Raw genomic sequence first — 21,938 nt, 5'->3', positions numbered from 1 at the left:
AGGGCAACCGCAGTGGGCGCCGCCGCTTTCGTCCTGGCCGGCTCCGCCGCGCTCGCCGCCCCAGGCACCGCGTCGGCGGGCACTCTGACCGCGACCTGCGGTTCCACCATCACGGCGCATCCCGGCGACCACGTCCAGGCGACCACTCCGCTGCTCGGCCTCCCGATCGATCTCGGCATCGTCGGCCAGGTCTCGGGCGTGCTCACCGGCACCATCAACTCGGTACTCGGCACGCTCTGCAAGGTCACGGTGAACGTGGTCAACACCGTCGTCGCGCCGGTCCCGGTGGTCGGCGCACCGGCCGCGAGCGCGGTCAACGGCGCGGTCGCGGGCGGCACCAACGCGGTGCAGCAGGGCGTCGCCGCCGTCGGCCAGGGCTTCAGCGGCAACCAGCCGGGCAAGCAGAACCCGGGCCCGAACCCGCAGCAGCCACCGTCCGGCAGCAATGGCGGCAACCCGCAGCAGGGCGGCTCGCCGGGGCAGCAGTCGCAAATGCCGGGCTCGAACAGCCCGGTCCTCGGCGATTTCGGCGGGGCGGGCGGAGGAGCCGCGCCGTTCTCGGCTTTCCTGCCGAATTTCAGCAATTTGTCGTACGGCTACAGCACCGGATACGCGCCGATGCGCGATTACAGCGGCATCCCGATGGCGATGGCCGGATTGTTCAGCCCGTCGCCCTCGCTGCGCTACGGCAGCCAAATCCCGGGTTACGCGCCGCAGTACGGCGTTTCCAACCCGGACGGCACCTCGGGCGGCGACCGCACGATCCAGAACGCCGGTAATGCCGAAGCGTTGCCTGGCACCGGTGGCAACCACACGAACGGGTTGGACTGGCCAGTTCTGGTGGCAGTTTTGGCACTCTCCGGAGTCAGCGCGGGCCTGGTCCGCACCTGGGTGCTCCGCCGAATGGCCGCTGCAGGTTAGGCCAACTCACCAGTATCTTTACCGGAGTCCACTCGTTGTCCCAGATGCGACGAATCATGCCCACGGACCCCGGAGGATAGTGCTCGTGCGGAAACTCCCCACCTGGAAGCGAACCCGTCGAGCACTCACCGTCACCGCTCTCGCTGCCCTGTTCACCGGCGGCACGTTCCTGGGCGCCGGCACCGCGTCCGCCGCGACCACGCTCGCGAACCAGTGCAAGGGCGCGGTCGCCGGCGGCATGGGCGATTCGGTCGCCGTGCCCGGTTCGGCGGTCAAGGAGATCGTCCGCCAGTCGGCCAAGAACCAGGTGACCTTCTGGAGCTTGGCCACCGTCTGGCCGGATTCGCTGGCGAACGCCATCGCGAACAAGGGCAACCTGCAGGTCGGCGCGATCCCTAACGCCGCTGGCGGCACGATCAGCGGCGACGCGATCGGCCAGGTCGTCTCGGACGCGCTGAAGAACGAATGGGGGCTCGGCGTCCTGCCGGACACCAAGACCAAGGTGCTGAACGGGATCCGCAGCGGCGTCGCGTCCGCGTGCGGGCTCACCACGACGGCGAACAACTACCAGGCGCCGTCGTCCTCGAACTCCCCGTCGAACGGCGGCGCCCAGTCGAACGGGAACGCGCCCGCGCAGAACGGCGGCGGCAACCCGCTCGGCGACTACCAGCCGGGCTCGACCGGGATCGCCCCGCCGCGCGACTACGGCAACATCCCGACCGCGAGCCCGGGCAACCCCGGCGTGCTCGGCACCGCGATCGCCCCCGGCGCGCGCTACGGCACGCTGCCCGGTTCCGGCGCGCTGCCGCAGCAGCCCTCGGCAGGCCAGGACCCGCAGGGACAGCAGGGCCCGGACATCCGCAACGCGGGCAACGCCGAATCGCTGGCGAGCCAGGGCCGGCCCTCCGACGTCCAGCTGCCGATGCTGCTCGCGGTGATCGTGCTGGCCGGCGTCACCGCCGGACTGGTCCGCACCTGGGTGCTGCGCCGCGTGAGCTGACCCGCCGGACGGGACTGTCGGACCCGCCGGGTACGCTTGCCTGGACAAACCCTCCTGTCACGGATCCGCCGTGACCGCGAGCCCATAGGAGGTGAGTGGTTATGTCACGCCATTACGAGGTAATGGTCATCCTGGACCCGACGCTCGACGAGCGTACGGTCGCGCCCACGCTGGACAACTTCCTCAACGTGATCCGCACTTCGGGCGGAAGCGTCGAGAAGGTTGACGTGTGGGGCCGCCGTCGCTTGGCGTACGAGATCAAGAAGAACGCCGAGGGCATCTACGCGCTGCTGGACCTGAACTCGACGTCCGAGGCCGTCAAGGAACTGGACCGCCAGCTGTCGCTGCAGGAAACCGTGCTGCGCACCAAGGTCATGCGCCGCGAGGTCAAGGCCGCGGCCAAGCCCGCGCCCGCCAAGGCCTGATCCGAGCCCGATCCGAAGGGACGCCATCCGTGGCTGGAGACACCGTCATCACCGTGGTCGGGAACCTCACGTCCGACCCGGAGCTGCGCTTCACCCCGTCCGGTGCGGCGGTCGCGAACTTCACCGTCGCGTCCACCCCGCGCACGCTCGACCGCCAGAGCGGCGAGTGGAAGGACGGCGAGGCGCTGTTCCTGCGCTGCAACATCTGGCGGCAGGCGGCGGAAAACGTCGCCGAGTCGCTCACGCGGGGCGCCCGCGTGGTGGTGCAGGGGCGGCTGAAGCAGCGGTCTTTCGAGACCAAGGAAGGCGAGAAGCGCACCGTCGTAGAGCTCGAGGTCGACGAGATCGGCCCCTCGCTGCGCTACGCGACGGCGAAGGTCAACAAGGTCAGCCGCGGTGGCGGCGGCGGTGGTGACTTCGGCGGCGGAGGAGGCGGCGGCTTCAACGGCGGCGGCGGAAATCGCGGCGGCGGTGGCGGCAACAGCGCGCCCGCCGACGACCCGTGGGGCTCGGCCCCGCCCGCGGGCGGTGGCGGCGGAGGCTTCTCCGACGAACCCCCGTTCTGATCTCATTTCTTTCTAGAATTCCAGGAGTACACCAGTGGCCAAGCCACCCATTCGCAAGCCCAAGAAGAAGGTCTGCGTGTTCTGCAAGGCCGAGAAGAAGGGCCGCCCGGAGACGATCGACTACAAGGACACCAACCTGCTGCGGAAGTACATCTCCGACCGCGGCAAGATCCGTGCCCGTCGCGTCACCGGCAACTGCAGCCAGCACCAGCGCGACATCGCCATCGCGGTGAAGAACTCGCGCGAGATGGCTCTGCTGCCCTACACGTCCACCGCGCGCTGAGGGGAGCACTAGTCATGGCGAAGATCATTCTCACCACGGACGTGGCGAACCTCGGCGGCCCCGGCGACATCGTCGAGGTCAAGGACGGCTACGCCCGCAACTACCTGCTGCCGCGCGGCTACGCCATCGTGGCCAGCAAGGGCGCGGAGAAGAACGTGCGCACGATCCAGCGCGCACAGGAATCCCGCCGCATCCGCGACCTCGACCACGCCAAGGAGATCAAGGCGACGCTCGAGGGCCTCGGCGCGATCCAGCTGACCGGCAAGGCCGCGGCGGGCTCGAAGAAGCTGTTCGGCTCGATCACCGCCGGCGAAATCGTCGACGCGATCAAGGCACAGGGCGGCCCGCTGCTCGACAAGCGCGTCCTGGACCTGCGCGACCACATCAAGACGGTCGGCAAGCACTCGGTCAACGCCCGCCTGCACCCGAACGTGAAGGTGGACCTCCGGCTCGAGGTCAAGGCCACGGCCGCGAACTGACGCTCGCGTCTTTTTTCCGCGAACCGCCCCCGGGGATTCTTCCCCGGGGGCGGTTTCGTTTCGGCGGTCTTCCCGCAGCTCGGGCCCACTCTCGAAACAACTGAACGCGAAGCGGGAACCAACGGGCGTGCGTTACCATCCAACTTGCTGATCTCGCCGCTTGGGGAGCGAGAACTGTGCCAAAGGGGGTCACCGGATGTCCGACGTACCACCGCCCGCGCCGATCATGGTCGGCGGATACGGATCCGCAGGCGGGTACAAATTCAGCGAGGACGAGGTCGACTCGGTCATCAAGCAGTGGGAAGACCTGCTCACGAATCTGAGCACGGACCTCAACCACGCGCAGACGATCGCCGACGTCAAGCGCCCGGCCGACGAGTTCGCCAGCAATGACTTCGTCGACAAGGGCGCCAATCCGTCCGGGCAGACCCTGTTGACCCAGCATCAGCGCATGGTCGACTACGTCACCAACTTCATCACCGCGTTGAAGGCCGCCAAAAACAAAATCACCGTCGCCGAGCAGGAAGCACGCGACGCCGCAAGCAAGACGAAGGTCTGAGCTGCTCATGCCGCACCGCACCATCCGGATCGCCGCCGCTGCCGTCGCCGCTCTCGGTCTTCTGACCGCCTGCGGCGGAGGAGGAAAGACCGGCGGAGGTGACACCCCCTCGCAGGCGCCTGCCAGTTCGAGCGCGACCGGAGGCGGCTCGGGCCCCAAGGTCCCCGCTGCGCTGCCCACCCAGGACTTGCTGGGTGCCAACCCGTGCAAGGTCCTCACCGATGCCGAGACGACCGACTTCGGGCTGGCCGTGCCCGGGGAGACGCTGACCGGGGACCTCCCCGGCTGCCAGTGGAGGTCGGCCGACGAGGGCCGGAACTCCATCGGCATGCGGGTGGTTCCGCAGAACAAGGGCGGCATCAGCGACATCTACGACCAGAAGTCGGGGCAGGCCTACTTCGAGCCGGTGAGCGTCGACGGCTATCCGGGCGTTTTCACCTCCAAGGCCGATCTGCGGCCCAGCGGCAACTGCCAGCTGTGGCTCGGGGTCACCGACCAGCTCGCCATCACCATCACGCCCGCGATCGGGGTCGGCCCGAACAAGAGCAACCCCTGCGGTCTCGCGCAGAAGTTCGGGAACGCGGTGGTCACACATCTCAAGGCTGCGAAATGACCACCAGGCAGCTGGTGCCCAGCACGGAAGGAATGGCTCATCATGGGGAATGACGCCAACACCGTAGGCAAGGAACTGAAGTACGCGGCCGCCGGCGCAGGCGTCGGCGCTGCGGTCGGTTCGGTCGTGCCGGTCGTCGGCACCGCCGTCGGCGCGGCAGGCGGTGCGCTGGTCGGCAGCCTTGTCGGCCTCTTCAGCGGCGGTCCCGACGCGAAACTCGCCGAGGCGGACCTCGGCGGGCGCTCGATCGACGCGCGCACCATCTGGGAAAAGATCCACGTCGGCGACAGCTCGTCGCTGCAAGGCGGCGTCAACGCGGCCAACACCCTCAAGACCGTGCACAACGACCGCATCACCGAGATCGACAACCTGAACAAAAAGATGGACGCTGCCTGGCAGGGCGGCGGTGCCACCGCGGCCCAGGCCGGCGCGCACCCGCTGGGCGTCTGGCTCCAGGACTCGGTCAACAACCTCGGCAAGAGCCACACGTACCTGAACACGCAGGTCGACTGCTTCTCCACGGTCAAGGGCAAGGTCCAGGAGATCGCCAAGGACCCGCCGCACGCCGGGTTCGTCGACGGGATCAACCCGTGGAGCGACAAAGACGACGAGATCAACAAGTACAACGAAGACGGCAAGGCGAACGTCCAGGCCTACACCAACTACTTCAACGCCAGCGGCCAGAACGCCGGCGGGCTGCCGCAGTACAGCGCCTGGCAGGGCAACAACATCTCGAACCCGGGCGGCAACGGAGGCGACTTCGGCGGCGGTCCCGGCGGCACCGGCGGAAACTTCGGGGGCGGCCCCGGCGGCGGTGGCGGCGGCTTCACCCCGCCGAAGATGGACCCGCCCAAGTTCACCCCGACCCCGCCCAGCACCCCGCCGCACACGACGTTCCCCCCTGGCGGACCGGGCGGTCCTGGGCACAACATCACGGACCCGACCGGGCACTACCCCGGCGGCGGAGACGGCACGAGCACCTCGGGCTGGACGCCTCCGACGACCGACCCGAGCAAGTTCAACCCGAGCACGTTCGGACCCGGCGGCGGTGCGGGCCAGTTCGGTCCGGGCGGCGGTGGCGGCGGCGCGGGTTCCGGCGCCGGTGCGGCTTTCGGTCCCGGTGCGTTCGGCGCGGGCGCGGGCTTCGGTCCCGGCGGCACCGGTTCCGGCGCGGCCGCGGGCGGCATGGCCGGCGGAGCCGGAGCGGGCGGCATGGGCGCCGGAGCCGGCATGCGCGGCGGCGCGGCGGGCAAAGCCGGTGCGGCCGGAATGGGCGGCATGGGCGCCGGAGCCAAGGGCGGCAAGGGCCAGGAGGACGAGGAGCACCAGACGAAGTACCTGGTGGAAGAGGACTCCAACGAACTCTTCGGCTCCGACCAGCTGACCGTTCCTCCCGTGATCGGTGAATGAGGCCAGCCGACGTGATCACGCTTGACCGACCCACCAAGTTCACCCTCCCGACGCTGTACAACCTGATCCGGCGTCGGGGCGGTGAGCCCCATCAGGCCATCGCCGAGATCCCGGTGTTCCACGACCCGGACGCCGAGCGGAAGCTGGACCAGCAGGTCAACGAGGCGCTGACCGAGTCCGGCCTGATGGGCCCGCGCGGCATGGACCGCGATCTGCTCGCGCTGATCGAATCCATCTCGCATCCGCAATTGGAGTACTACGGCTGGTTCGACGGCACGTTCGAGGACGGCAGCCCCGGCAACTACTCGGTGCTGTGCGGCAGCGGCAACGGCGGCGGCTTCGGGCTGCTCCGGATCATCGGCGAGAACACCGTCACGGTGTCGCGCCAGCGGCCGGACCTGCTGTTGCAGACGTTCCTCGACCTCATGCCCGCGGGCAAGGCGGCGGCCGGTCAGCCGCTCGTCACCAGCCGCAGCGAGTACGAGAGCGGCCGCTCCGCCGGGTCGGAGGAAGTTTCGCAGCGCTCGATCATGCAAAGCGGACAGCGGAGCGACCAGCTTTCGCCGCTCAAGGAGATCCAGCGGATCCTCAAGCTGCCGCGCACCGGCAGCGGCGCGCTGTACGTCGCCACTCGCCCGAACGGCGGACGGCGGCGGCGCATCCCGAAGCCGGTGAACTTCATCGACACCAGCGAGGGCCGGTGGCTGATGGAGGAGCGGCCGGGACAGGATTCGCTCATCGTCTTCACCCCGGGCACTCCGCAGGCGCTCTCCGAACGGCTCCGCCAAGCTCAAAGCGCCTTGGGCTGACCGCCCCGAGCGTTACTCCGGGTGGGGTTCCCGGTACGGCACCGCGAGGTGGCCGGCCGGTGAACCTCACCCGGTTTCGCGTTTGCACCCGGTTAACCTGCGCTTTTCCCGGATTGGTCACCACGGGTAGTCACCGGCTGGGCCAGGTGTGGAATTCTCCTTCGTTCAGCCCATCGGGTCAGTGATCTACCGTGCGTAGCAACCATCCACAGGGCGGTGGATCGCGGCCGGTGCGACACGCCGAAGAACCAGTTCGACACGACACGCCGGACGAGTTTTCGCGAAGTTCTCCACAGTCTCTACACAGGCCTTGACCTGCGAGTTTAGTGAAGCCGATCAGCACTGTCCCCACTTTGTCCACAGGCTCACCGGCACCTGTGATTCGTTGCCCCCAGTCATCCACAGGTTGTCCACAAGACGGTCAACACCCGGAATTGCGCTCGTCCTTCCGGGGGATCTAGCGTGCGATCGCGCTCAGTACTCCCGGTGGCCCCGCGTGGCGGTCACCGGCGCGGGGAACCGCCCGGTCCATCATCGAAGAGGACCGGACGGACAAGGTGGGAAAGCCGGGCCGACTCCGGCATACTCGAACAGGCGTTCGCCTTGACCGGCCTCTTCGCGAGGCGGGCGGCGGACGCGGTTCGGCACAGCACAGGCGCACGCGAGACAGGCGCAAGCGAGACGACGGGGCCGGCCGGAACGACGGCGGGGCGAGGGGAGGTGTCCGGGCAGTGGCGGTGACCGATGACCGCGGTCCGGCGTACGCGGAGTCCGATCCGGGTCCGAGCGACCCCGGCCCTGGCGGGTTCGACCGCCAGCCGCCGCAGGACATCGCGGCGGAGCAGTCCGTGCTCGGCGGCATGCTGCTGTCGAAGGACGCGGTCGCCGACGTCATCGAAGCGCTCGGGCCCGGCGATTTCTACCGGCCCGCGCACCAGGCCGTCTACGACTGCATCCTCGACCTCTACGGTCGCGGCGAACCGGCCGACCCGATCACCGTGGCGGCCGAGCTGGAACGACGCGGCGAACTCGGCCGCGTCGGCGGGGCTCCGTACCTGCACACGCTCATCGCGACCGTGCCCACCGCGGCCAACGCGGGCTATTACGCGGAGATCGTGTCCGAGAAGGCGGTGCTGCGCCGGCTCGTGGAAGCGGGCACCCGCATCGTGCAGTACGGCTACGGCGCGGCCGCGGCCGACGGCGCGAACATCGACGAGGTCGTCGACCGCGCACAGGCCGCGATCTACGACGTCACCGAACGCCGCACGAGCGAGGACTACGTCGCGCTGGAAGACCTGCTCCAGCCGACCATGGACGAGATCGACGCGATCGCCTCGCGCGGCGGGCAGTCCCAGGGCATCCCGACCGGGTTCGCCGATTTCGACGAATTGACCAACGGCCTGCACCCCGGCCAGATGATCATCGTCGCGGCCCGCCCCGGTGTCGGCAAGTCGACTTTGGGGCTGGACTTCGTCCGTTCCGCGTCCATCAAGCACGGCCTGACCAGCGTCATCTTCTCGCTGGAAATGAGCCGCACGGAGATCGTGATGCGCATGCTGTCGGCCGAGGCGAAAATCCGCCTCGCCGACATGCGCGGCGGCAAGATGTCCGACGACGACTGGACGCGGCTGGCGCGGCGGATGAGCGAGGTGTCCGAGGCCCCGCTGTTCGTCGACGACTCGCCGAACATGACGATGATGGAGATCCGCGCGAAGGCCCGCCGGCTCAAGCAGCGGCACGACCTGAAGCTCGTGGTCGTCGACTACCTGCAGCTGATGACCTCGGGCAAGCGCGTCGAATCGCGGCAGCAGGAAGTGTCGGAGTTCTCCCGTCAGCTGAAGCTGCTGGCGAAGGAGATCGAGGTGCCGGTGATCGCGATCTCCCAGCTGAACCGTGGTCCGGAACAGCGCACCGACAAGAAGCCGATGCTGTCGGACCTTCGTGAATCCGGCTCGCTGGAGCAGGACGCGGACATCGTCATCCTGATCAACCGCCCGGACGCCTGGGAACGCGACGACCCGCGCGCCGGGGAAGCGGACCTGATCCTGGCGAAGCACCGTGCCGGTCCGACGAGCACGATCGTGGTCGCGCACCAGCTGCACTACAGCCGCTTCGCCGACCTGGCCCACGACTGACGCGAGCCGGCAGGGGTGCAAAGCTGGCCGCACCTCGCGCGAGAGCCTGCGCGATCGCCGTCAGAACCGAAGACAATTCACTGCTCGGACGAGTCCGGCGCGCCGTCTCGGAGGAAGGCGTGCAGGGTGTCGAGCAGTTCCGTGACGCGGTCGGGTCCGATGGCATCGAATCGGCGTTGCAGTTCCGGTCGAATGCGCCGCGCGATGAGGCCGACGATCCGGCGTCCCTCGTCGGTCAGGCTGACCGTGAGTCGTCGCGCGTCGGCTGTGGTGCTGATGCGCTGCAGCAGGCCGGCGCGAACGAGGCGGGTGATGGTGCGGCTGGTCGCGCTCGGGTGAGTGCTCAGCTGCCGCGTCAGCTCCGCGGGTGACACCGCTCCGCGGGAAGCGGCCCGCAGCACCATGAACTCGCTCACGTCCAGCTCCGCGATCCCGGCGATGTGCTGCCGGGCGTCATCGACGAGCAGCCGATTCACCCGGTACAGCACCTCCACGAAATCGAGTACCGCACTGTCCGCTTCCATCGGCGTACAGTAGCAGCTGTCAATAGTTGACAGATGCAAAGCACTGGAGGATTGCCGTGCAGCGGTTCGATGTGCACGCACATGCGGTCGCGCCGGGAACGGATGTCGCGTCCTTACCAGCGGCCCAGGCGCTGATGAAGCGCGAAGGGTTCGCCGGCAGCATCCCGGGCGCCGGCTGGAGCGTCGACGGAGCACTGCGGTTCATGGACGAGCAGGGCATCGCGTTGCAACTGCTGTCGATGCCCGGCGCGCTGGACGCGGAGCAGGCGAGGACGTGGAACGAACGAACCGCCGGCATCGTGGCCGCGCATCCGGACCGGTTCGGGCTGCTGGCGGCACTGCCCATGGCAGATCCCGACCGCGCCATTGAAGAGATCCGCTACGCGACCGATCAGCTGCACGCCGACGGGTTCGTCCTCGCCACCAACTACGACGGCGTGTACTTCGGCGACGCCCGTTTCGAACCGGCCTTCGCGGAGCTTGACCGGCATCGGCTGCCGGTGTTCGTGCATCCAGTGTTGCCACCGGCGTTCGACCGGCTGGGCCTCGGCCGACCGGGACCGCTGATCGAATACCCGATGGACACGGCCCGCACGATCGTCGACGCGATCTTCGCCGGAGTGTTGCTGCGGCACCGGAATCTCCGCCTCGTCCTCGCCCACGCCGGGGGCGTACTCCCCACGCTGCAAGACCGCATCGCCCTCGCCGGACCCGAGCCGTGGGTCGCGAACCCGTTGCGGCTGACCTCGGAGCAACTGACCGAGCAGCTCCGCGGCCTCTACCTGGACACCGCGATCGGGGGCGGCCCCGCCGGCATCGTTCCCGCCGTCCAGATGGTCGGCGTGGACCACCTCGTTTTCGGCACGGACTACCCGCCGGCGGGGATCGACATCATCACCGCCACGTCGAAGAATCTCGGGAACACCCTCGACCGCGCCGGGCAGCAGCAATTGGAGGCAGCCTTCGCCCGCCTGTTCCCGGCCGCGGCCGCACGCGCCGAGCACGACCGATGACCTGAGTTGGCATGGATGAGAAGCCCTCGCGGAAGCTGTCGGTCTGCTTCAGCGTCGCGCGAACCGGTGCAGGGAGTCGAGCACTGCCGGGGCGAGAGTGCTCGGGTGGTCGGCGTCGTGCAGCAGGTGGTCCACTCCCGACAGCGGCACCCGGCCCGGTCCGCTGACGTGCGCGCGGCGTAGCGCGGTGGTCAAGGCATCCGTTGTGGCGCAAGGGACTTGGGTGTCGTTCGTGCCGCAGGTGAGCAGCACCCGGGTCCCCGGCCGCAGGGCCGCCGCGGTGTCCGGCGGGTAGACGGCGTCGTCGCTGTCCACGAAGCGGCTGTTCTGTCCTTGGAAGGCCTTGAAAAGCTGTGCGACGGCGGACGGCAGACCGGTGGTGTCGACCGGTCGGTGTTCGCGCAGCGCGGTGACGGCGGCGTCGATCGCCGCGTCGATCGTGTGCTGCTGCTCCGGGGTGAGCTGGCCCTGCCGGGCCGCCTCGGCGATCTGGGCGTGCAGTTGCAGCGCGACCAGGTCGAGCAGGCGGATCGCCTGCGGTTGCAGCAAGGCCAGGCCGGTCGGGCGCGGGCGGGCGGTACTGCCGAGCAGCAGCGCGGTCATCGCACCTTCGCTGTGCCCGACGACGGTCAGCGCGTACGGGTCGGTCTCCGGCTGGTCACGCAACGACTCGTAGGCGGCCTTCGCCTGGCGGACGAACGCCGGATAGTCGAGTTTTTCCGGGTGGTCGCGATAAGCGCCGAGCCCGGTGCGGCCGGTGCCGTACTTGTCGAATCGCAACGTGGCGACCCGGTCGTCGCCCAGCGCGCCGGCCACCTGCGCCAGGGTGTTCGGGGACGTGTGGGCTTGGTTGCCGTCGCGGTCGGTGGGCCCGCTGCCGGGCAGCAGCAGCGCGGCGCGCAACCGGTGCCCGGCGCGATGCGCGGGAACGTGCAGGGTGCCGTAGGTCGTGGTCCCGTCGACGGTGAAGACGATTTCGCGGTCGGCGGCGGGCACGAGGCCGACCGGCGCGGCGGTCACGCCCGTCAATGCCAGCGCGGCCGCGGCGAGGTGGGAGAACATCTGCTCACCGCCGGGCGTTCTCGACCAGCGCGACGGTCGCCCGGGGATCGTCGACCTGAACGACCAGCCGGGCGTAGCGCTCGTCGGCGAGTTCGAGCACGACGGCCTTCGCCGGATCTTTGACGTCCCAGAAGACCTTTTCGCCGTCGAGGTGGAACGTGCCCGCGGTGATCACGCCGGGCACGTGGGCGCCCGGCGCGCGGATTCCCTTGGGGTCGGCGGCGATGCCGGGGTCCGCGGTCGCGCCGCGGACGTGGGCCAGCGGGATGGTCAGGCTGCTCTTGAAGGCCCAGAGCTTGTCGAGACCCTCGATCACGACGACGAGGTTGTCGCCGTCGATGGAGACCAGTGCCATGTCTGTTTTCCTTGTCAGTTAAGCGGATCGAGTCGTTGAGTCAGCGCGGCGCCGGCCCCGTCGGGATTGCCGCGCAGGCGCAGGCCCAGCGCGGCAGCCGTGAGCGCGGCGGCCAAGGCGGCGGAGACGCCGAGCGCGTCGGAGATCGCCTGGTCAAGCGAGGCAAACGCGGTATTCACCTCGGCAGCTACTTCCTCGTCGGAGGACGCCCGTTCGACCGCCGCGAGCAGCAGCAGACCGAGGTCGGCCGAGGCGACCAGACGGAGCACGGTCGCGGAATCCTTGGCCGCGGCGAGCGCTTCGGCCAAGGGGCGGACGTCGTCGGCGAGGTGGCGGCGCAGGGCGACCAGGTACAGGCCGCGCTTGCTGCCGAAAGTCTTGTAGAGGCTGTTGCGGTGCACACCGAGGTGGGTGACGAGATCGTCGACAGACACCCCGTCGTACGCGCGGCCACCGAACAACTCCACCGCCGCGCGCACTACTTCGTCCTCGTCGAACGCCCTTCGCCTGCCCATGGCTCCACCATAGGATTTTGGGGAACGATCAGTCAAGAACAATCGTTCCTCAAAAATCAGGGAAGGTCAGCTCGACTGGGCCTGCCGATCGATCATCGACACCAGGGCCGAGACGAGTTCCTCTGCCGTGACCTGCCACTTCTCCGCGGACAGATGGCCGTTGACCGCCATGTCCGTGATCCCGTGCGCGCTGGTCAGCAGCAGCGCGGCGAATCGCCGGACGTGCTCGGGCCCGACCAGATCGCCGACTATCGCGAGAAACTCGCCCATCGCACGGTCACCCGCCTGCTCCGCCGCTTCGATCGCGGCCGAATCGCCGGCCGGCGCGGCGAACATCAGCCGGTACAGGTGCGGCTGACCGCGCCCGATCGCCATCAGCGCGGCCAGGCCGCGGTGCAACGTCTCGGCCGCGGGCACCCGCGAATCGGCGCGCACCGCGTGCACCTGGTCCGCGAGCCGGTTCAACGCTTCGGCCGCGATGGTGGTCAGCAGGCTGTCCTTGTCCGGGAAGTGCCGGTACGGCGCGCCGCGGCTGACCCCCGCCCGCGCCCCGACCTCGCGCAATGTCACCGCTTCCGGACCGCCGCTGTCCAGCAGGCCAGCGGCCGCGTCCAGCAGGGCCCGACGTGTCGCGGCAGCGGATTCCGCACGGGTGACCATGCCGTTCAGCATACAGTTGACAGTGTCATCTGAGCTGCCTACCCTCGTTAAGGTGACAATGTCATCTGAGTCATCTGAAAGCTGCACGGTCGTCACCGGAGCCTCGACCGGGATCGGCGCGGCGACCGCCCGCGAACTGGCCCGCCGGGGGTTCCGCGTGCTCGCCGGAGTCCGCCGCGAGCGCGACGCGGACGCAGTGCGCGCCGACGGCATCGAACCGCTCATCCTCGACATCACCGAGCCGGACCACATCGCCGCACTCGCCGCCCGCGTCGATCAGCAGGCAGCTCCGCTTCGGGCGCTGGTGAACAACGCCGCGATCCAGATCAACGCACCCGTCGAAGCCCTGCCGCTGGGCGAATGGCGACGGCAGTTCGAGGTCAATCTCTTCGGTCACGTCGCCGTCACCCAGGCACTGCTGCCCGCCCTGCTGCGCCACTCCGGCCGGGTGATCAACATCAGTTCCGTCGGCGGCCGGGTCGCCTTGCCCGCCTACGGCCCCTACGCGGGCACGAAGTTCGCTCTCGAAGCGGTCAGCGATTCGCTGCGCCGGGAAGTGGCTCCGCTCGGCGTGCGAGTAGTCGTCGTCGAACCCGGCGCGGTCCGCACGCAGATGCCGGGCCGGGTCATCGCCGCCACCAACCAGCAGGCCAACGCGATGTCCCCGGAACAGCGCGAGCGCTACGGAGGGCTCCTCGAAGCGGTCAACACGCATGCCGCCGCGCACCTGCCCAACGGCAGACCCGCGGAGGACGCGGCTCGGGTGATCGCGAAGGCGGCGACTGCCCGGAAACCACGCACCCGCTACACCATCGGCCGGGACGCGGCACTGATCACCCGTCTGTCGCGGGTCGTGCCGGACCGGATGCTCGACCGGATCCTCGCGGCCAACCTCCGCCCGCACTATCCGAAGCCCGCCACGGCACTGCGCTAAGAAGCGGGCTGCCACTCCGCGACCAGGTCCAGCAGCCCGGGGAAGCGGGCGTTGAGATCCTCCGTGCGCACCCGGTTGCGGCGTTCCAGCCCGTATTGCCGTTGGCGCAGGACGCCCGCCTCGCGCAACGCCTTGAAGTGGTGCGTCAGCGACGACTTCGGGCGGTCGAAGCCGAACCAGCCGCACGGATGGTCGTAAGCCTCGCGTTCCAGCAGCAGTTTCCGCACGATCGTCAGCCGCAGGGGGTCGCTCAGGGCGGCTAGGACGGTTTCCAGGCGCAGGTCTTCCCGGGCCGGTTCGGAGAGGGGCGACGGGAGTTCGGCGGGCGGGGTGTCCGGGTCGGTCACCGAAGGCGAGGGCATGCCCACAGTCAACCACTCCAGTACGAGATTAGTCGAACTACTGCTAGGTTCGACTCATAGTTCGACTAATCTCGTACTGGAGGATCCATGGCCGTCGTCGCGCCCTCGCGGGCCGGTAGTCCTTGGCTTGCCGCGTGGCCGGTCACCGCGGTGTTCGTGCTTTCCAATGCGCCGACCCCGCTGTATGTGCTGTGGCAGCACCGGCTCGGGTTCTCCGCCGGCACTCTCACGGTGATCTTCGCCGCCTACATCGCCGGACTGCTGGCCGCGCTGCTCGTCGCGGGGCGTGCGTCGGATCGGCTTGGGCGGAAACCTGTTGTGCTGCCGGGGGTTTTGCTCGCGCTCGTTGCTTGCGGGCTGTTCGCCGTCGCGACATCGGTGCTCGCGTTGGCGATCGCTCGGTTGCTGGCGGGGATCGCGGTCGGCATCACGGTGTCGGCGGGGATGGCGGCGGTCGTTGACGTCGGCGGGCCCGAACGTGCGAAGACCTCGACGCTCGCGGCGTCTACCGCGATGGTCTTCGGGGCCGGGCTTGGGCCGTTGCTCGCCGGGGCGCTGTCGGAGACTCTGCCCGGGCCGACAGTGACGATCTTCGCCGTTTCGGCGGTGCTGCTGCTCAGCGCGGTCGTCGTGGTTATTCGGCTGCCGCTTCGGCGTCCGGTCGATTCCGGTGCGGGCGGTTGGGTGCGGGTTCCCGCGGTGCCGCGGGCGCAACGTAGGTATGTCGCGCTCGGGATCGCGGTTTTCGCGCCGGGGATCACCTCGACGTCGTTCGTGCTTTCCCTCGGACCGGCGTTGCTGGCCAACGTGCTCGGCACCAGCAATCGCCTGCTCGCCGGGGCGACCGCGTTCGTCATGTTCGGTGCGGCGACTGCGGTTCAGTTCGCGGCGAAGCGGCTCGAGGTGCGCGCCATCCTGCTCACCGGCGCGGCGGCGGGGGTCGCCTGCATGGCGGCGTTGCTGGTCGCCGTGCACGCGCAGTGGATCGCGGCCATCGTCGTGACCGCGGTGCTGGCTGGAGCCGCGCAGGGACTCGGCCAACTCGGCGGGCTGACGCTGATCAGCACCCACGTGCCCGAGCGCAGGCGCGCCGAGGCCAACGCCTTGCTCAACTTCGGCGGCTACCTTCCGGCGGCGCTGCTGCCCGTCGGCACCGGGTACCTCAGTGACACCCTCGGAATCGCTACTGGGTCAACGGTTTTCGCCGCGCTTCTCGCACTCGCCGCGCTCACGGCTGCCGGATTCGTGTGGCGGTCCGCCCGCTGACGATCAGGGACGGCCGCCCGGTCGCCAGTCGTGCACCTCGATCGCCGCATAGTGCGCGGAGGTAAGGATTCCCCGTGCCGTGTCTCCATCCGCGGCTTGCACCAAAGCCGCGGTGCCGAGCCAGGCGGTGCCGTCGTCGGACCACAGCGGGCCGTAGGCGATCAAGGACTCCGTGGCGGACGGTTCGAGGTCGACGGAGGGGCCGGAACCCAAGCCCAGCACCAAATACAGGTTCGCCGCCTCCGGATCGCCGGGAAACTCCCACATCGTGCGGCCGAGAGCGTTGTCCCAGCGGCGAATCAGGACGTCCCGGTAGGCGCCGGCCTGGTAATTCGGTTCCGCGAAAGCGAATTCGCGGACGGCGGCGACGTCCGGGAGGTCGACGATGTGCACGCTGCCGGTCGGAATTTCGCCGTCCAGCGTCGGGCCGCGGGCGATCAGCTCGAAACCGTCCATATAGGACCAGTGCTCTTCGATCAGCTCGGCGCGCAACGCGGCGGAGCCGGGGCGGTCGCGGTGGTAGCAGAAGAACTTCACCAGGGGAGTCTGCCGCATCCGGCAGACCGCCGAGGACGAATTCGCCAAGTCCGCGAACCAGGCGTACGGTAGTAGTTGAACTTTCAAACACTCGGAGGCAGTCATGGCGAACCGCACGCCGGTCCTGTACCTGAGCCACGGTGCGCCGCCGCTCGCCGACGACGCGACGTGGACCCGGCAGCTCGCCCAGTGGTCCGCCGACCTCGCGAAACCTCGCGCGATCCTGGTCGTTTCGGCGCACTGGGAGGAAGCCCCACTGACGCTCGGGGCGACCACGACAGTCCCGCTCGTCTACGACTTCTGGGGCTTCCCCGAGCGCTACTACCAGGTCAAATACGCCGCGCCAGGTGCTCCGGAGCTCGCCGCGCAGGTGCGCAAGCTGCTGCATTCGACCGAAACCCCGGTGCACGACGCCCCGGACCGCGGCCTCGACCACGGCGCCTACGTCCCGCTGGTGGAGATGTTCCCCGACGCCGACGTCCCGGTGCTGCAGATTTCCATGCCCTCCCTCGACCCACGAGCGCTCTACGACCTCGGCCGCAAGCTCGCGCCGCTGCGCGACGAGGGCGTGCTGATCATCGGCAGCGGATTCTTCACCCACAACCTCCGCGCGATGCAGGAGGTCAACGGCAGCAACGGAACCCCGCCGGGATGGTCCGCGGAATTCGACCACTGGGGCGAGGAGGTGCTGCGCGACCGCGACCTCGACGCGTTGCTCGACTTCCAGCACAAGGCCCCCGCCGCCGCGATGGCGCACCCGCGGATCGAGCACTTCGCGCCGCTGTTCGTGTCGCTCGGCGCCAGCTCGGCCGAGGGCGAAGGCCGCACGGTGATCGACGGTTTCTGGCACGGCCTGGCGAAGCGTTCGCTCGAATTCTCCTGACCCAGCACACAAAAAAACGGGCCCGGAAGCACGTGGCTTCCGGGCCCGCCCGGGGTTATCCCCGGCTCGCTTCAGGCGAAGCGGTTCACTTCTTGAAGATGCCGGTCACCTTCGCGGCCAGCTTCTGGAACGCACCCAGCGGGCCGGTCGCGTCACCGATCGCCGGCACGGCCGGAGCGGTCGGCATGGCGGTCGGCAGCGTCGTCGGGGCGCCCGGAACGGCGGGCACCGCGGCGAAGGCGGGCAGCTGGCCCAGTGTCGGCAGCGAGGTCTTCACCGGCAGCTGAGCGGGAACGGCCGGAACATCCGCGCGCTCGGCGCCCGCACCCGGCAGAGCCGGAACGCCCGGCAGAGCCGGGACCGCGGGAGCCGACGGCAGGTGGATGCCGTTCTGCAGCCCGGAAACCGAAGGCAGCGCCGAAGCGCCCTTCAGCTGGTTGAGCTGGTTCAGCGCGGACAGTCCGCTGACCTGCGGCACGTCAGCACGCTGGGCGCCCGGCAGGGCCGGGGCGGGCAGCGTGGTGGCGGTGGGCAGGCTGCCCAGGCCCGGCAGGGAAGGCACAGCCGGAGCCGACGGCAGCGACGGCGCGGCCGAGGAACCGCCCGGCAGACCCGGCACGGCGGGCATCGCGGGGAGCTCGCCGGCGCCCATCTCGCCGCCGATCGGCACGTCGATGGCGGGCGGCTCTTCGACGTCGGTCGAGTTGGGGGCCTCGGCGGTGGCCACGCCGAGCACCTCCAGCGGCACGCCGAAGACCTGCACCAGCGCACCCAGCGGGTGGTAGAAGTCGAAGCCGGAGAGGGCTTCGCCGGTGCCGTCGGTGCTGGTCGCGTCGTTGCCGTCGGTCACGTCGGTGACGTTGTCGCCGACCCCGTGCGCCACGCCGCCCACGGCGACCCCGTCGCCGAAGACCTGCGCCACAGCCGGGACCGGGAGGTCCAGGATGTCGCCCGAGATCGAGCCCTCGGTGCCCGAGGTGGTGTCCTTGCCGGCGTCGGTGGACACGGTGTTGTTCATGGCGTCGCCCGAGGACACGCCCGCCGCGGAGACCGCGTCGCCGAAGACCTGCGCGACCGGTTCGGCGTCCGCGCCGACGATGTCGCCCGCGACCGCGCCGCCGTCGCCGTCGGTGAGGGCGTCGCCGCCCGCCGTCGAGGTGACGTCGTTGGTGGCGGTGCCGTGGCCGATCGCACCCCCGGCGACCCCGTCGCCGAAGATCGAGCCGGCACCGGCGATCGGAGCCTTGACGATGTTGCCGGCGAGCGCGCCGTCCTTGCCGTCGGCGCTGGCGTTGCCGCCCGCCTTCGAGTCGGTCAGGTTGTCCGACATGCCGGTGCCGATGCCGGCGACCGAGCCGCCGACGCCGTGGCCCTGAACCGGCAGCGAAACCGGGGCCTCGACGAGGTTGCCCGCGCCCGCGCCCTGCGCGCCGGTCGCGTGCACGTCGTTGCCCGCGGTGGAGGTGGTGTCGTTGCTGGACTTGCCGTGGCCCTGGCCGACGAACGAGCCGCCGATGCCGAACAGCTGCACCGGGGTGGACAGCGGCGCGGTGGCGAGGTTCGAGCTGAGGAAGCCGTTGTCGTCAGCGGTGTTGCCGCCGCCGCCCGCCTTCACGACCTTGGTCTCGGAGCCGTCGGCCGAGCCCTGCCCGATGAACGAGCCGCCCACGCCGAAGACCTCGGCCGGCGCGGCCACCGGGACCTGCACGATGTTGCCCGAGCCCGACGAGTCGTTGCCCTGGCTGCCGTCGTAGTTGCCCGCGGTGACGGTCTTGGTCTCGGTCGAGGTGCCCGAGGCGTTGCCGATGTGGCTGCCGCCGATGCCGTGCACCTCGGGGGCGCCCGCCACCTGGGTGTTGACGATGTTGCCGGTCAGCGTCGAGCCGTTGCCGCGGGTGTAGCTGCCGTCGCCGGACGTCGCGGTGGTGGTGTTGTCGCAGTTGGCGACCGCGCGGCCGATGTAGGTGCCGCCGACGCCGCACGCCTCGACCGGGAGCGCCACTGCCGGGTCGACCACGTTGGCCGAGCCGGCAGCGTCGTTGCCGCTCGTCTTCACGAAGCCGCCGGAGGTGGCGGTGGTCTCGTGGCTGGAGGACGAGGCCTGGCGGTCGAGCGCCTGGCCGGTGGTGGCGTTGCCGATCCACGAACCGGCGACCGACGCGACGTTCGCGACCGGGCTGGCCTGCGCGGCGGCGGCGTTGCCGGACAGGAACGACTGGTCCCCGTCGGTCTCGAGGTAGGTCGGGGTGCCGTTCAGGCTGCCCGGACGGGTGTCGCCCGCCTTGGCGTCGGCCGAGGAGCTGGAGGTGGAGTCGGCGTCCGAACCCCACACGCCGCCGGCGTTGCCGTTGAACTTGACCGGCAGCGCGATCGGCGCGCCGACCACGTTGCCGCTGCCCGCGGCGCCCTTGCCGTTGGACTTCATCGAACCGCCGGAGGTGGCGGTGGTGTCGGCGTTGTACCCGCCGCTGTAGGCGTTGCCGAGGATCCAGGACGCGGCGTTGCCGGTCACCTGGACCGGGGTCGCGAACTGGCCGCCGACGACGTTGCCGGACAGGCCGGAGCCCTTGCCGGTGGTGTCGACGTTGCCGGTCTCGGTGGTGCTCTGGTGCGCCGAACCGCCGTGCACCGCGCCGCTGCCGCCGGCCAGGCCGACGCCGTTGCCCGCGATCTGCACCGGGAGCGCGTAGTCGAGCGCCACGACGTTGCCCGCGATGCCGGAGTACTTGCCGTCGGTCGCGACGTCCTGGTTGTGGTTGTAGGTCTGGCTGTGGTCGCCGCCCTGCACGTGCGCGTCGCCGATGACGCCCACCGCGTTGTCCACGATCTGGATCGGGACGACGACGTCGCCGTTGACCTTGTTGCCCTTGAACGCGTCGTGGGTCGGCGTGATCTGCCGGGGCGCGTCCGCCTTCGGGAGGCTGTCGGTCAGGCTGCCCGCGGAGCCGCCCGGCGTCTTCGCCGAAGCGAGCGCTCCCTTGACGGCGGAGGTGACGGGCTTGGTGCTGATCTCGTTGTGGTGCGCCGGGAGGTCGACCTGCCCGAGCGGGGTGCCGATCGCGTTGTTGGCCTCGTCGATCGGGACGGTGACGTTGAGATCAAGCGGGGAGGCCGGGGTGTCCGGGTTCACGTTCTCGTCGGCCGAGGCGATGCCGGTGCCCAGCATCAGCAACCCACCCGTGACCAACGCGGTCTGGAGTCCGCGCTTTGCCCAGGTCTGCATGGGATTTTTCTCCTTCATATCGGGGTCCCTTGCGGGTTTGTGGCGGTGCGCCCTGTCTCTCCAGGAATGCACCGGGGAATGCGTGCGCGGAAATTGCGCAGCGCGCGAAAAACCCGCGGGATATCTGTCGATGACGGCGACGGCACACAAAGGTGTCCGTGGGTGCGTCAAAGACCCCGCGGGTGAAGTGGATCAGTCAGGAGTGACGCCGGGCTGCGTGCCCGGGGTGCGCGGCGTGTGCGCGAGGCCGGTGCGGGTCGAACCCGCCACGGCGTTGTCGACGGCGGCGGTGACCCAGGAGGGGACGCCGAAGTTCAGTCCGTCGAGGTGTCCGCCGGGCGCGGTGCTGCCACCGGCCGGGGAGTTCGGGATGGAAAGCGGCGCAGCGGGAAGCTGCGCCGGGGAGAACGGCGCGCCGGGCAGGCCGCGGTCGCCGCCGTGGTGCCGCGAGGGCAGTTCGACGCTCTGCACCGGGTCGACGGACTGCGCGTCCATCGAGGGGAAGACCGACTGCAGTGCGTCGGACGTGGTCATCGCGGCGGCGCCGAGGTTCTGGTCCGCCTCGGCGGGCTGCTCGGGAATGCCGGGCGCGGGCACCTGCTCGGACCCGGGGGCCGGAGCGGAGGGCAGTTTCGGCAGGTCGACCAGGTTCGAGGGAGCGCTCGGGTCGAGCAGATCCCACAGCTTCCGGCCGAAATCCTGCGCCGCGGGCGGCGGGGTGGTCGCGTCGGCGATCACCTGGCGCGCGTCCTGCGGCTTGCGCGCGATGTGCTCGAGCGAGCCGAGCGTGCGCTCCACCGGCTTGACGACCGCGTGCTGGCCGAGATCGCTGACCGCGGTGCTGACCTTTCCGGCGGCCTCCTGGCCGCCGGCGAGATCGTCGCGGTGCGAACCGCCGAGCTGGCCGAGCGAGCAGGAGGGCCGCGACGTGCCTGGTTCAGACCACGTGGTGGCACCCTGGCCGCACGACGAAAGCCCTTGCGCCGCACCGGTGACGTCGCCCGCGAAACGGGCCGCGCCGTCGGTGACGTCGCCGATTCCGGCGGCCGTCGCGTCGGTGACCGGCGTGACGCTCGCGTCGACCGTGTCCGCCGAAGCGGCGGAGGAGGAGACGGCCCACGCGGCCGCGGTGGCCGCGAGCGCGCCGCCGACGACGAACAACGCACGCGACGCGAGACGGCCGAAGCGCGTCGCGCCCCGCCTCTCGTGCACAGCGTCGTTCGTCACAGGTGATTTCTCCTCGAGCGTAAAAAATGATTTCGGTTTTCGAGCGGAACGGCACAGTTCCGCGGTGGTGCAAAACCGAGACAACCAAATTTCCGGCCCGCCGCGCATCCTTGACACGGCTTGATGCCACCATCGTGTGAACAACACAGAGTGTGGCCGGGTCTCACGATGGGTCAT

The 21,938-nt window shown here is 69.7% G+C and carries 24 protein-coding genes; 15 read left to right on the top strand and 9 right to left on the bottom strand.

The genetic code is table 11. The features are described 5' to 3' along the window. Nucleotides 1-12 precede the first annotated feature (12 nt). From ACFXI3_RS24185 to dnaB, 11 genes are all read left to right on the top strand, one after another. Nucleotides 13-921 (top strand): hypothetical protein, encoded by a 909-nt coding sequence (locus ACFXI3_RS24185; protein ID WP_344282611.1) that lies wholly within the window; start codon nucleotides 13-15, stop codon nucleotides 919-921. Between the two features lie 79 nt (nucleotides 922-1,000). After that, nucleotides 1,001-1,921: a hypothetical protein gene (locus ACFXI3_RS24180; RefSeq protein ID WP_378402315.1), complete on the top strand. Its 921-nt coding sequence runs from the start codon at nucleotides 1,001-1,003 to the stop codon at nucleotides 1,919-1,921. 101 nt (nucleotides 1,922-2,022) lie between these two features. Next, nucleotides 2,023-2,346, top strand: a complete 324-nt coding sequence (gene rpsF / locus ACFXI3_RS24175; protein WP_344282605.1) for a 30S ribosomal protein S6 — start codon at nucleotides 2,023-2,025, stop codon at nucleotides 2,344-2,346. Nucleotides 2,347-2,375: 29 nt separating this feature from the next. Continuing rightward, entirely contained in the window at nucleotides 2,376-2,912 is a 537-nt protein-coding gene (locus ACFXI3_RS24170; protein WP_116206071.1) for a single-stranded DNA-binding protein, read from the top strand. A gap of 34 nt (nucleotides 2,913-2,946) precedes the next feature. Continuing rightward, nucleotides 2,947-3,195 (top strand): 30S ribosomal protein S18, encoded by a 249-nt coding sequence (gene rpsR, locus ACFXI3_RS24165; protein WP_009085242.1) that lies wholly within the window; start codon nucleotides 2,947-2,949, stop codon nucleotides 3,193-3,195. Between the two features lie 14 nt (nucleotides 3,196-3,209). Beyond that, a complete protein-coding gene (rplI, locus tag ACFXI3_RS24160) occupies nucleotides 3,210-3,674 on the top strand; it encodes a 50S ribosomal protein L9 (protein ID WP_344282598.1) in 465 nt (154 codons plus the stop codon). A 196-nt stretch (nucleotides 3,675-3,870) separates the two neighbouring features. Next, complete coding sequence (locus ACFXI3_RS24155; RefSeq protein WP_378402312.1) at nucleotides 3,871-4,233, top strand: hypothetical protein; 363 nt, start codon at nucleotides 3,871-3,873, stop codon at nucleotides 4,231-4,233. A 7-nt stretch (nucleotides 4,234-4,240) separates the two neighbouring features. Continuing rightward, nucleotides 4,241-4,846 carry a DUF3558 domain-containing protein gene (locus ACFXI3_RS24150; RefSeq protein WP_378402310.1) on the top strand — a complete coding sequence of 202 codons (606 nt, stop codon included), beginning with the start codon at nucleotides 4,241-4,243 and terminating at the stop codon, nucleotides 4,844-4,846. Nucleotides 4,847-4,888: 42 nt separating this feature from the next. Beyond that, entirely contained in the window at nucleotides 4,889-6,256 is a 1,368-nt protein-coding gene (locus tag ACFXI3_RS24145) for a hypothetical protein (protein WP_378402308.1), read from the top strand. A gap of 11 nt (nucleotides 6,257-6,267) precedes the next feature. Further along, the gene (locus ACFXI3_RS24140; RefSeq protein ID WP_344282585.1) at nucleotides 6,268-7,065 is read left to right on the top strand and encodes an ESX secretion-associated protein EspG; all 798 of its coding nucleotides are present in this window, start codon (nucleotides 6,268-6,270) and stop codon (nucleotides 7,063-7,065) included. A 731-nt stretch (nucleotides 7,066-7,796) separates the two neighbouring features. Beyond that, on the top strand, nucleotides 7,797-9,200 hold the full coding sequence (gene dnaB, locus ACFXI3_RS24135) for a replicative DNA helicase (protein WP_037809085.1): 1,404 nt from the start codon (nucleotides 7,797-7,799) through the stop codon (nucleotides 9,198-9,200). 77 nt (nucleotides 9,201-9,277) lie between these two features. On the opposite strand, the gene ACFXI3_RS24130 is transcribed toward dnaB, so the two are convergent. Continuing rightward, entirely contained in the window at nucleotides 9,278-9,724 is a 447-nt protein-coding gene (locus tag ACFXI3_RS24130; protein ID WP_344282581.1) for a MarR family transcriptional regulator, read from the bottom strand. A gap of 56 nt (nucleotides 9,725-9,780) precedes the next feature. Between ACFXI3_RS24130 and ACFXI3_RS24125 the strand changes: the two genes are divergently transcribed. Next, a complete protein-coding gene (locus ACFXI3_RS24125; protein WP_378402306.1) occupies nucleotides 9,781-10,737 on the top strand; it encodes an amidohydrolase family protein in 957 nt (318 codons plus the stop codon). A 48-nt stretch (nucleotides 10,738-10,785) separates the two neighbouring features. Here the strand turns inward: ACFXI3_RS24125 and ACFXI3_RS24120 are convergent, their stop codons facing one another. The 4 genes from ACFXI3_RS24120 to ACFXI3_RS24105 all read right to left on the bottom strand — a co-directional run bounded on the left by ACFXI3_RS24120 (nucleotide 10,786) and on the right by ACFXI3_RS24105 (nucleotide 13,329). After that, nucleotides 10,786-11,799, bottom strand: coding sequence for an alpha/beta hydrolase (locus ACFXI3_RS24120; RefSeq protein ID WP_378402304.1), 1,014 nt, complete (start codon nucleotides 11,797-11,799; stop codon nucleotides 10,786-10,788). 4 nt (nucleotides 11,800-11,803) lie between these two features. Next, entirely contained in the window at nucleotides 11,804-12,154 is a 351-nt protein-coding gene (locus tag ACFXI3_RS24115; protein WP_344282572.1) for a hypothetical protein, read from the bottom strand. Between the two features lie 14 nt (nucleotides 12,155-12,168). Then, nucleotides 12,169-12,669 (bottom strand): TetR/AcrR family transcriptional regulator, encoded by a 501-nt coding sequence (locus ACFXI3_RS24110; protein WP_378402302.1) that lies wholly within the window; start codon nucleotides 12,667-12,669, stop codon nucleotides 12,169-12,171. A gap of 66 nt (nucleotides 12,670-12,735) precedes the next feature. Then, the gene (locus tag ACFXI3_RS24105) at nucleotides 12,736-13,329 is read right to left on the bottom strand and encodes a TetR/AcrR family transcriptional regulator (protein ID WP_378402300.1); all 594 of its coding nucleotides are present in this window, start codon (nucleotides 13,327-13,329) and stop codon (nucleotides 12,736-12,738) included. A gap of 58 nt (nucleotides 13,330-13,387) precedes the next feature. Here ACFXI3_RS24105 and ACFXI3_RS24100 point away from each other — a divergent pair, with 58 nt between their 5' ends. Then, nucleotides 13,388-14,263, top strand: coding sequence for an SDR family oxidoreductase (locus tag ACFXI3_RS24100; RefSeq protein ID WP_378402354.1), 876 nt, complete (start codon nucleotides 13,388-13,390; stop codon nucleotides 14,261-14,263). Here ACFXI3_RS24100 and ACFXI3_RS24095 read toward each other — a convergent pair. Further along, nucleotides 14,260-14,625, bottom strand: coding sequence for an ArsR/SmtB family transcription factor (locus ACFXI3_RS24095; protein WP_378402298.1), 366 nt, complete (start codon nucleotides 14,623-14,625; stop codon nucleotides 14,260-14,262). The genes ACFXI3_RS24100 and ACFXI3_RS24095 overlap by 4 nt on opposite strands. 87 nt (nucleotides 14,626-14,712) lie before the next feature. Between ACFXI3_RS24095 and ACFXI3_RS24090 the strand changes: the two genes are divergently transcribed. Beyond that, nucleotides 14,713-15,891, top strand: a complete 1,179-nt coding sequence (locus ACFXI3_RS24090) for an MFS transporter (RefSeq protein ID WP_378402296.1) — start codon at nucleotides 14,713-14,715, stop codon at nucleotides 15,889-15,891. Nucleotides 15,892-15,894: 3 nt separating this feature from the next. On the opposite strand, the gene ACFXI3_RS24085 is transcribed toward ACFXI3_RS24090, so the two are convergent. Continuing rightward, complete coding sequence (locus ACFXI3_RS24085) at nucleotides 15,895-16,446, bottom strand: YciI family protein (protein ID WP_378402295.1); 552 nt, start codon at nucleotides 16,444-16,446, stop codon at nucleotides 15,895-15,897. Between the two features lie 85 nt (nucleotides 16,447-16,531). Between ACFXI3_RS24085 and ACFXI3_RS24080 the strand changes: the two genes are divergently transcribed. Next, on the top strand, nucleotides 16,532-17,311 hold the full coding sequence (locus tag ACFXI3_RS24080; RefSeq protein WP_344282554.1) for a class III extradiol ring-cleavage dioxygenase: 780 nt from the start codon (nucleotides 16,532-16,534) through the stop codon (nucleotides 17,309-17,311). 85 nt (nucleotides 17,312-17,396) lie between these two features. Here ACFXI3_RS24080 and ACFXI3_RS24075 read toward each other — a convergent pair whose 3' ends face one another. Continuing rightward, nucleotides 17,397-20,534 carry a PE-PGRS family protein gene (locus ACFXI3_RS24075; RefSeq protein WP_378402293.1) on the bottom strand — a complete coding sequence of 1,046 codons (3,138 nt, stop codon included), beginning with the start codon at nucleotides 20,532-20,534 and terminating at the stop codon, nucleotides 17,397-17,399. 192 nt (nucleotides 20,535-20,726) lie between these two features. Beyond that, nucleotides 20,727-21,761 carry a hypothetical protein gene (locus tag ACFXI3_RS24070; protein WP_378402291.1) on the bottom strand — a complete coding sequence of 345 codons (1,035 nt, stop codon included), beginning with the start codon at nucleotides 21,759-21,761 and terminating at the stop codon, nucleotides 20,727-20,729. Nucleotides 21,762-21,938 lie beyond the last annotated feature (177 nt).

Source organism: Amycolatopsis sp. NPDC059235 (genome assembly GCF_042754125.1).
Taxonomy (GTDB): domain Bacteria; phylum Actinomycetota; class Actinomycetes; order Mycobacteriales; family Pseudonocardiaceae; genus Amycolatopsis; species Amycolatopsis albidoflava.
The sequence above is the reverse complement of the archived record's forward strand: the minus strand, read 5'-3'. Positions and strand labels throughout refer to the sequence as shown.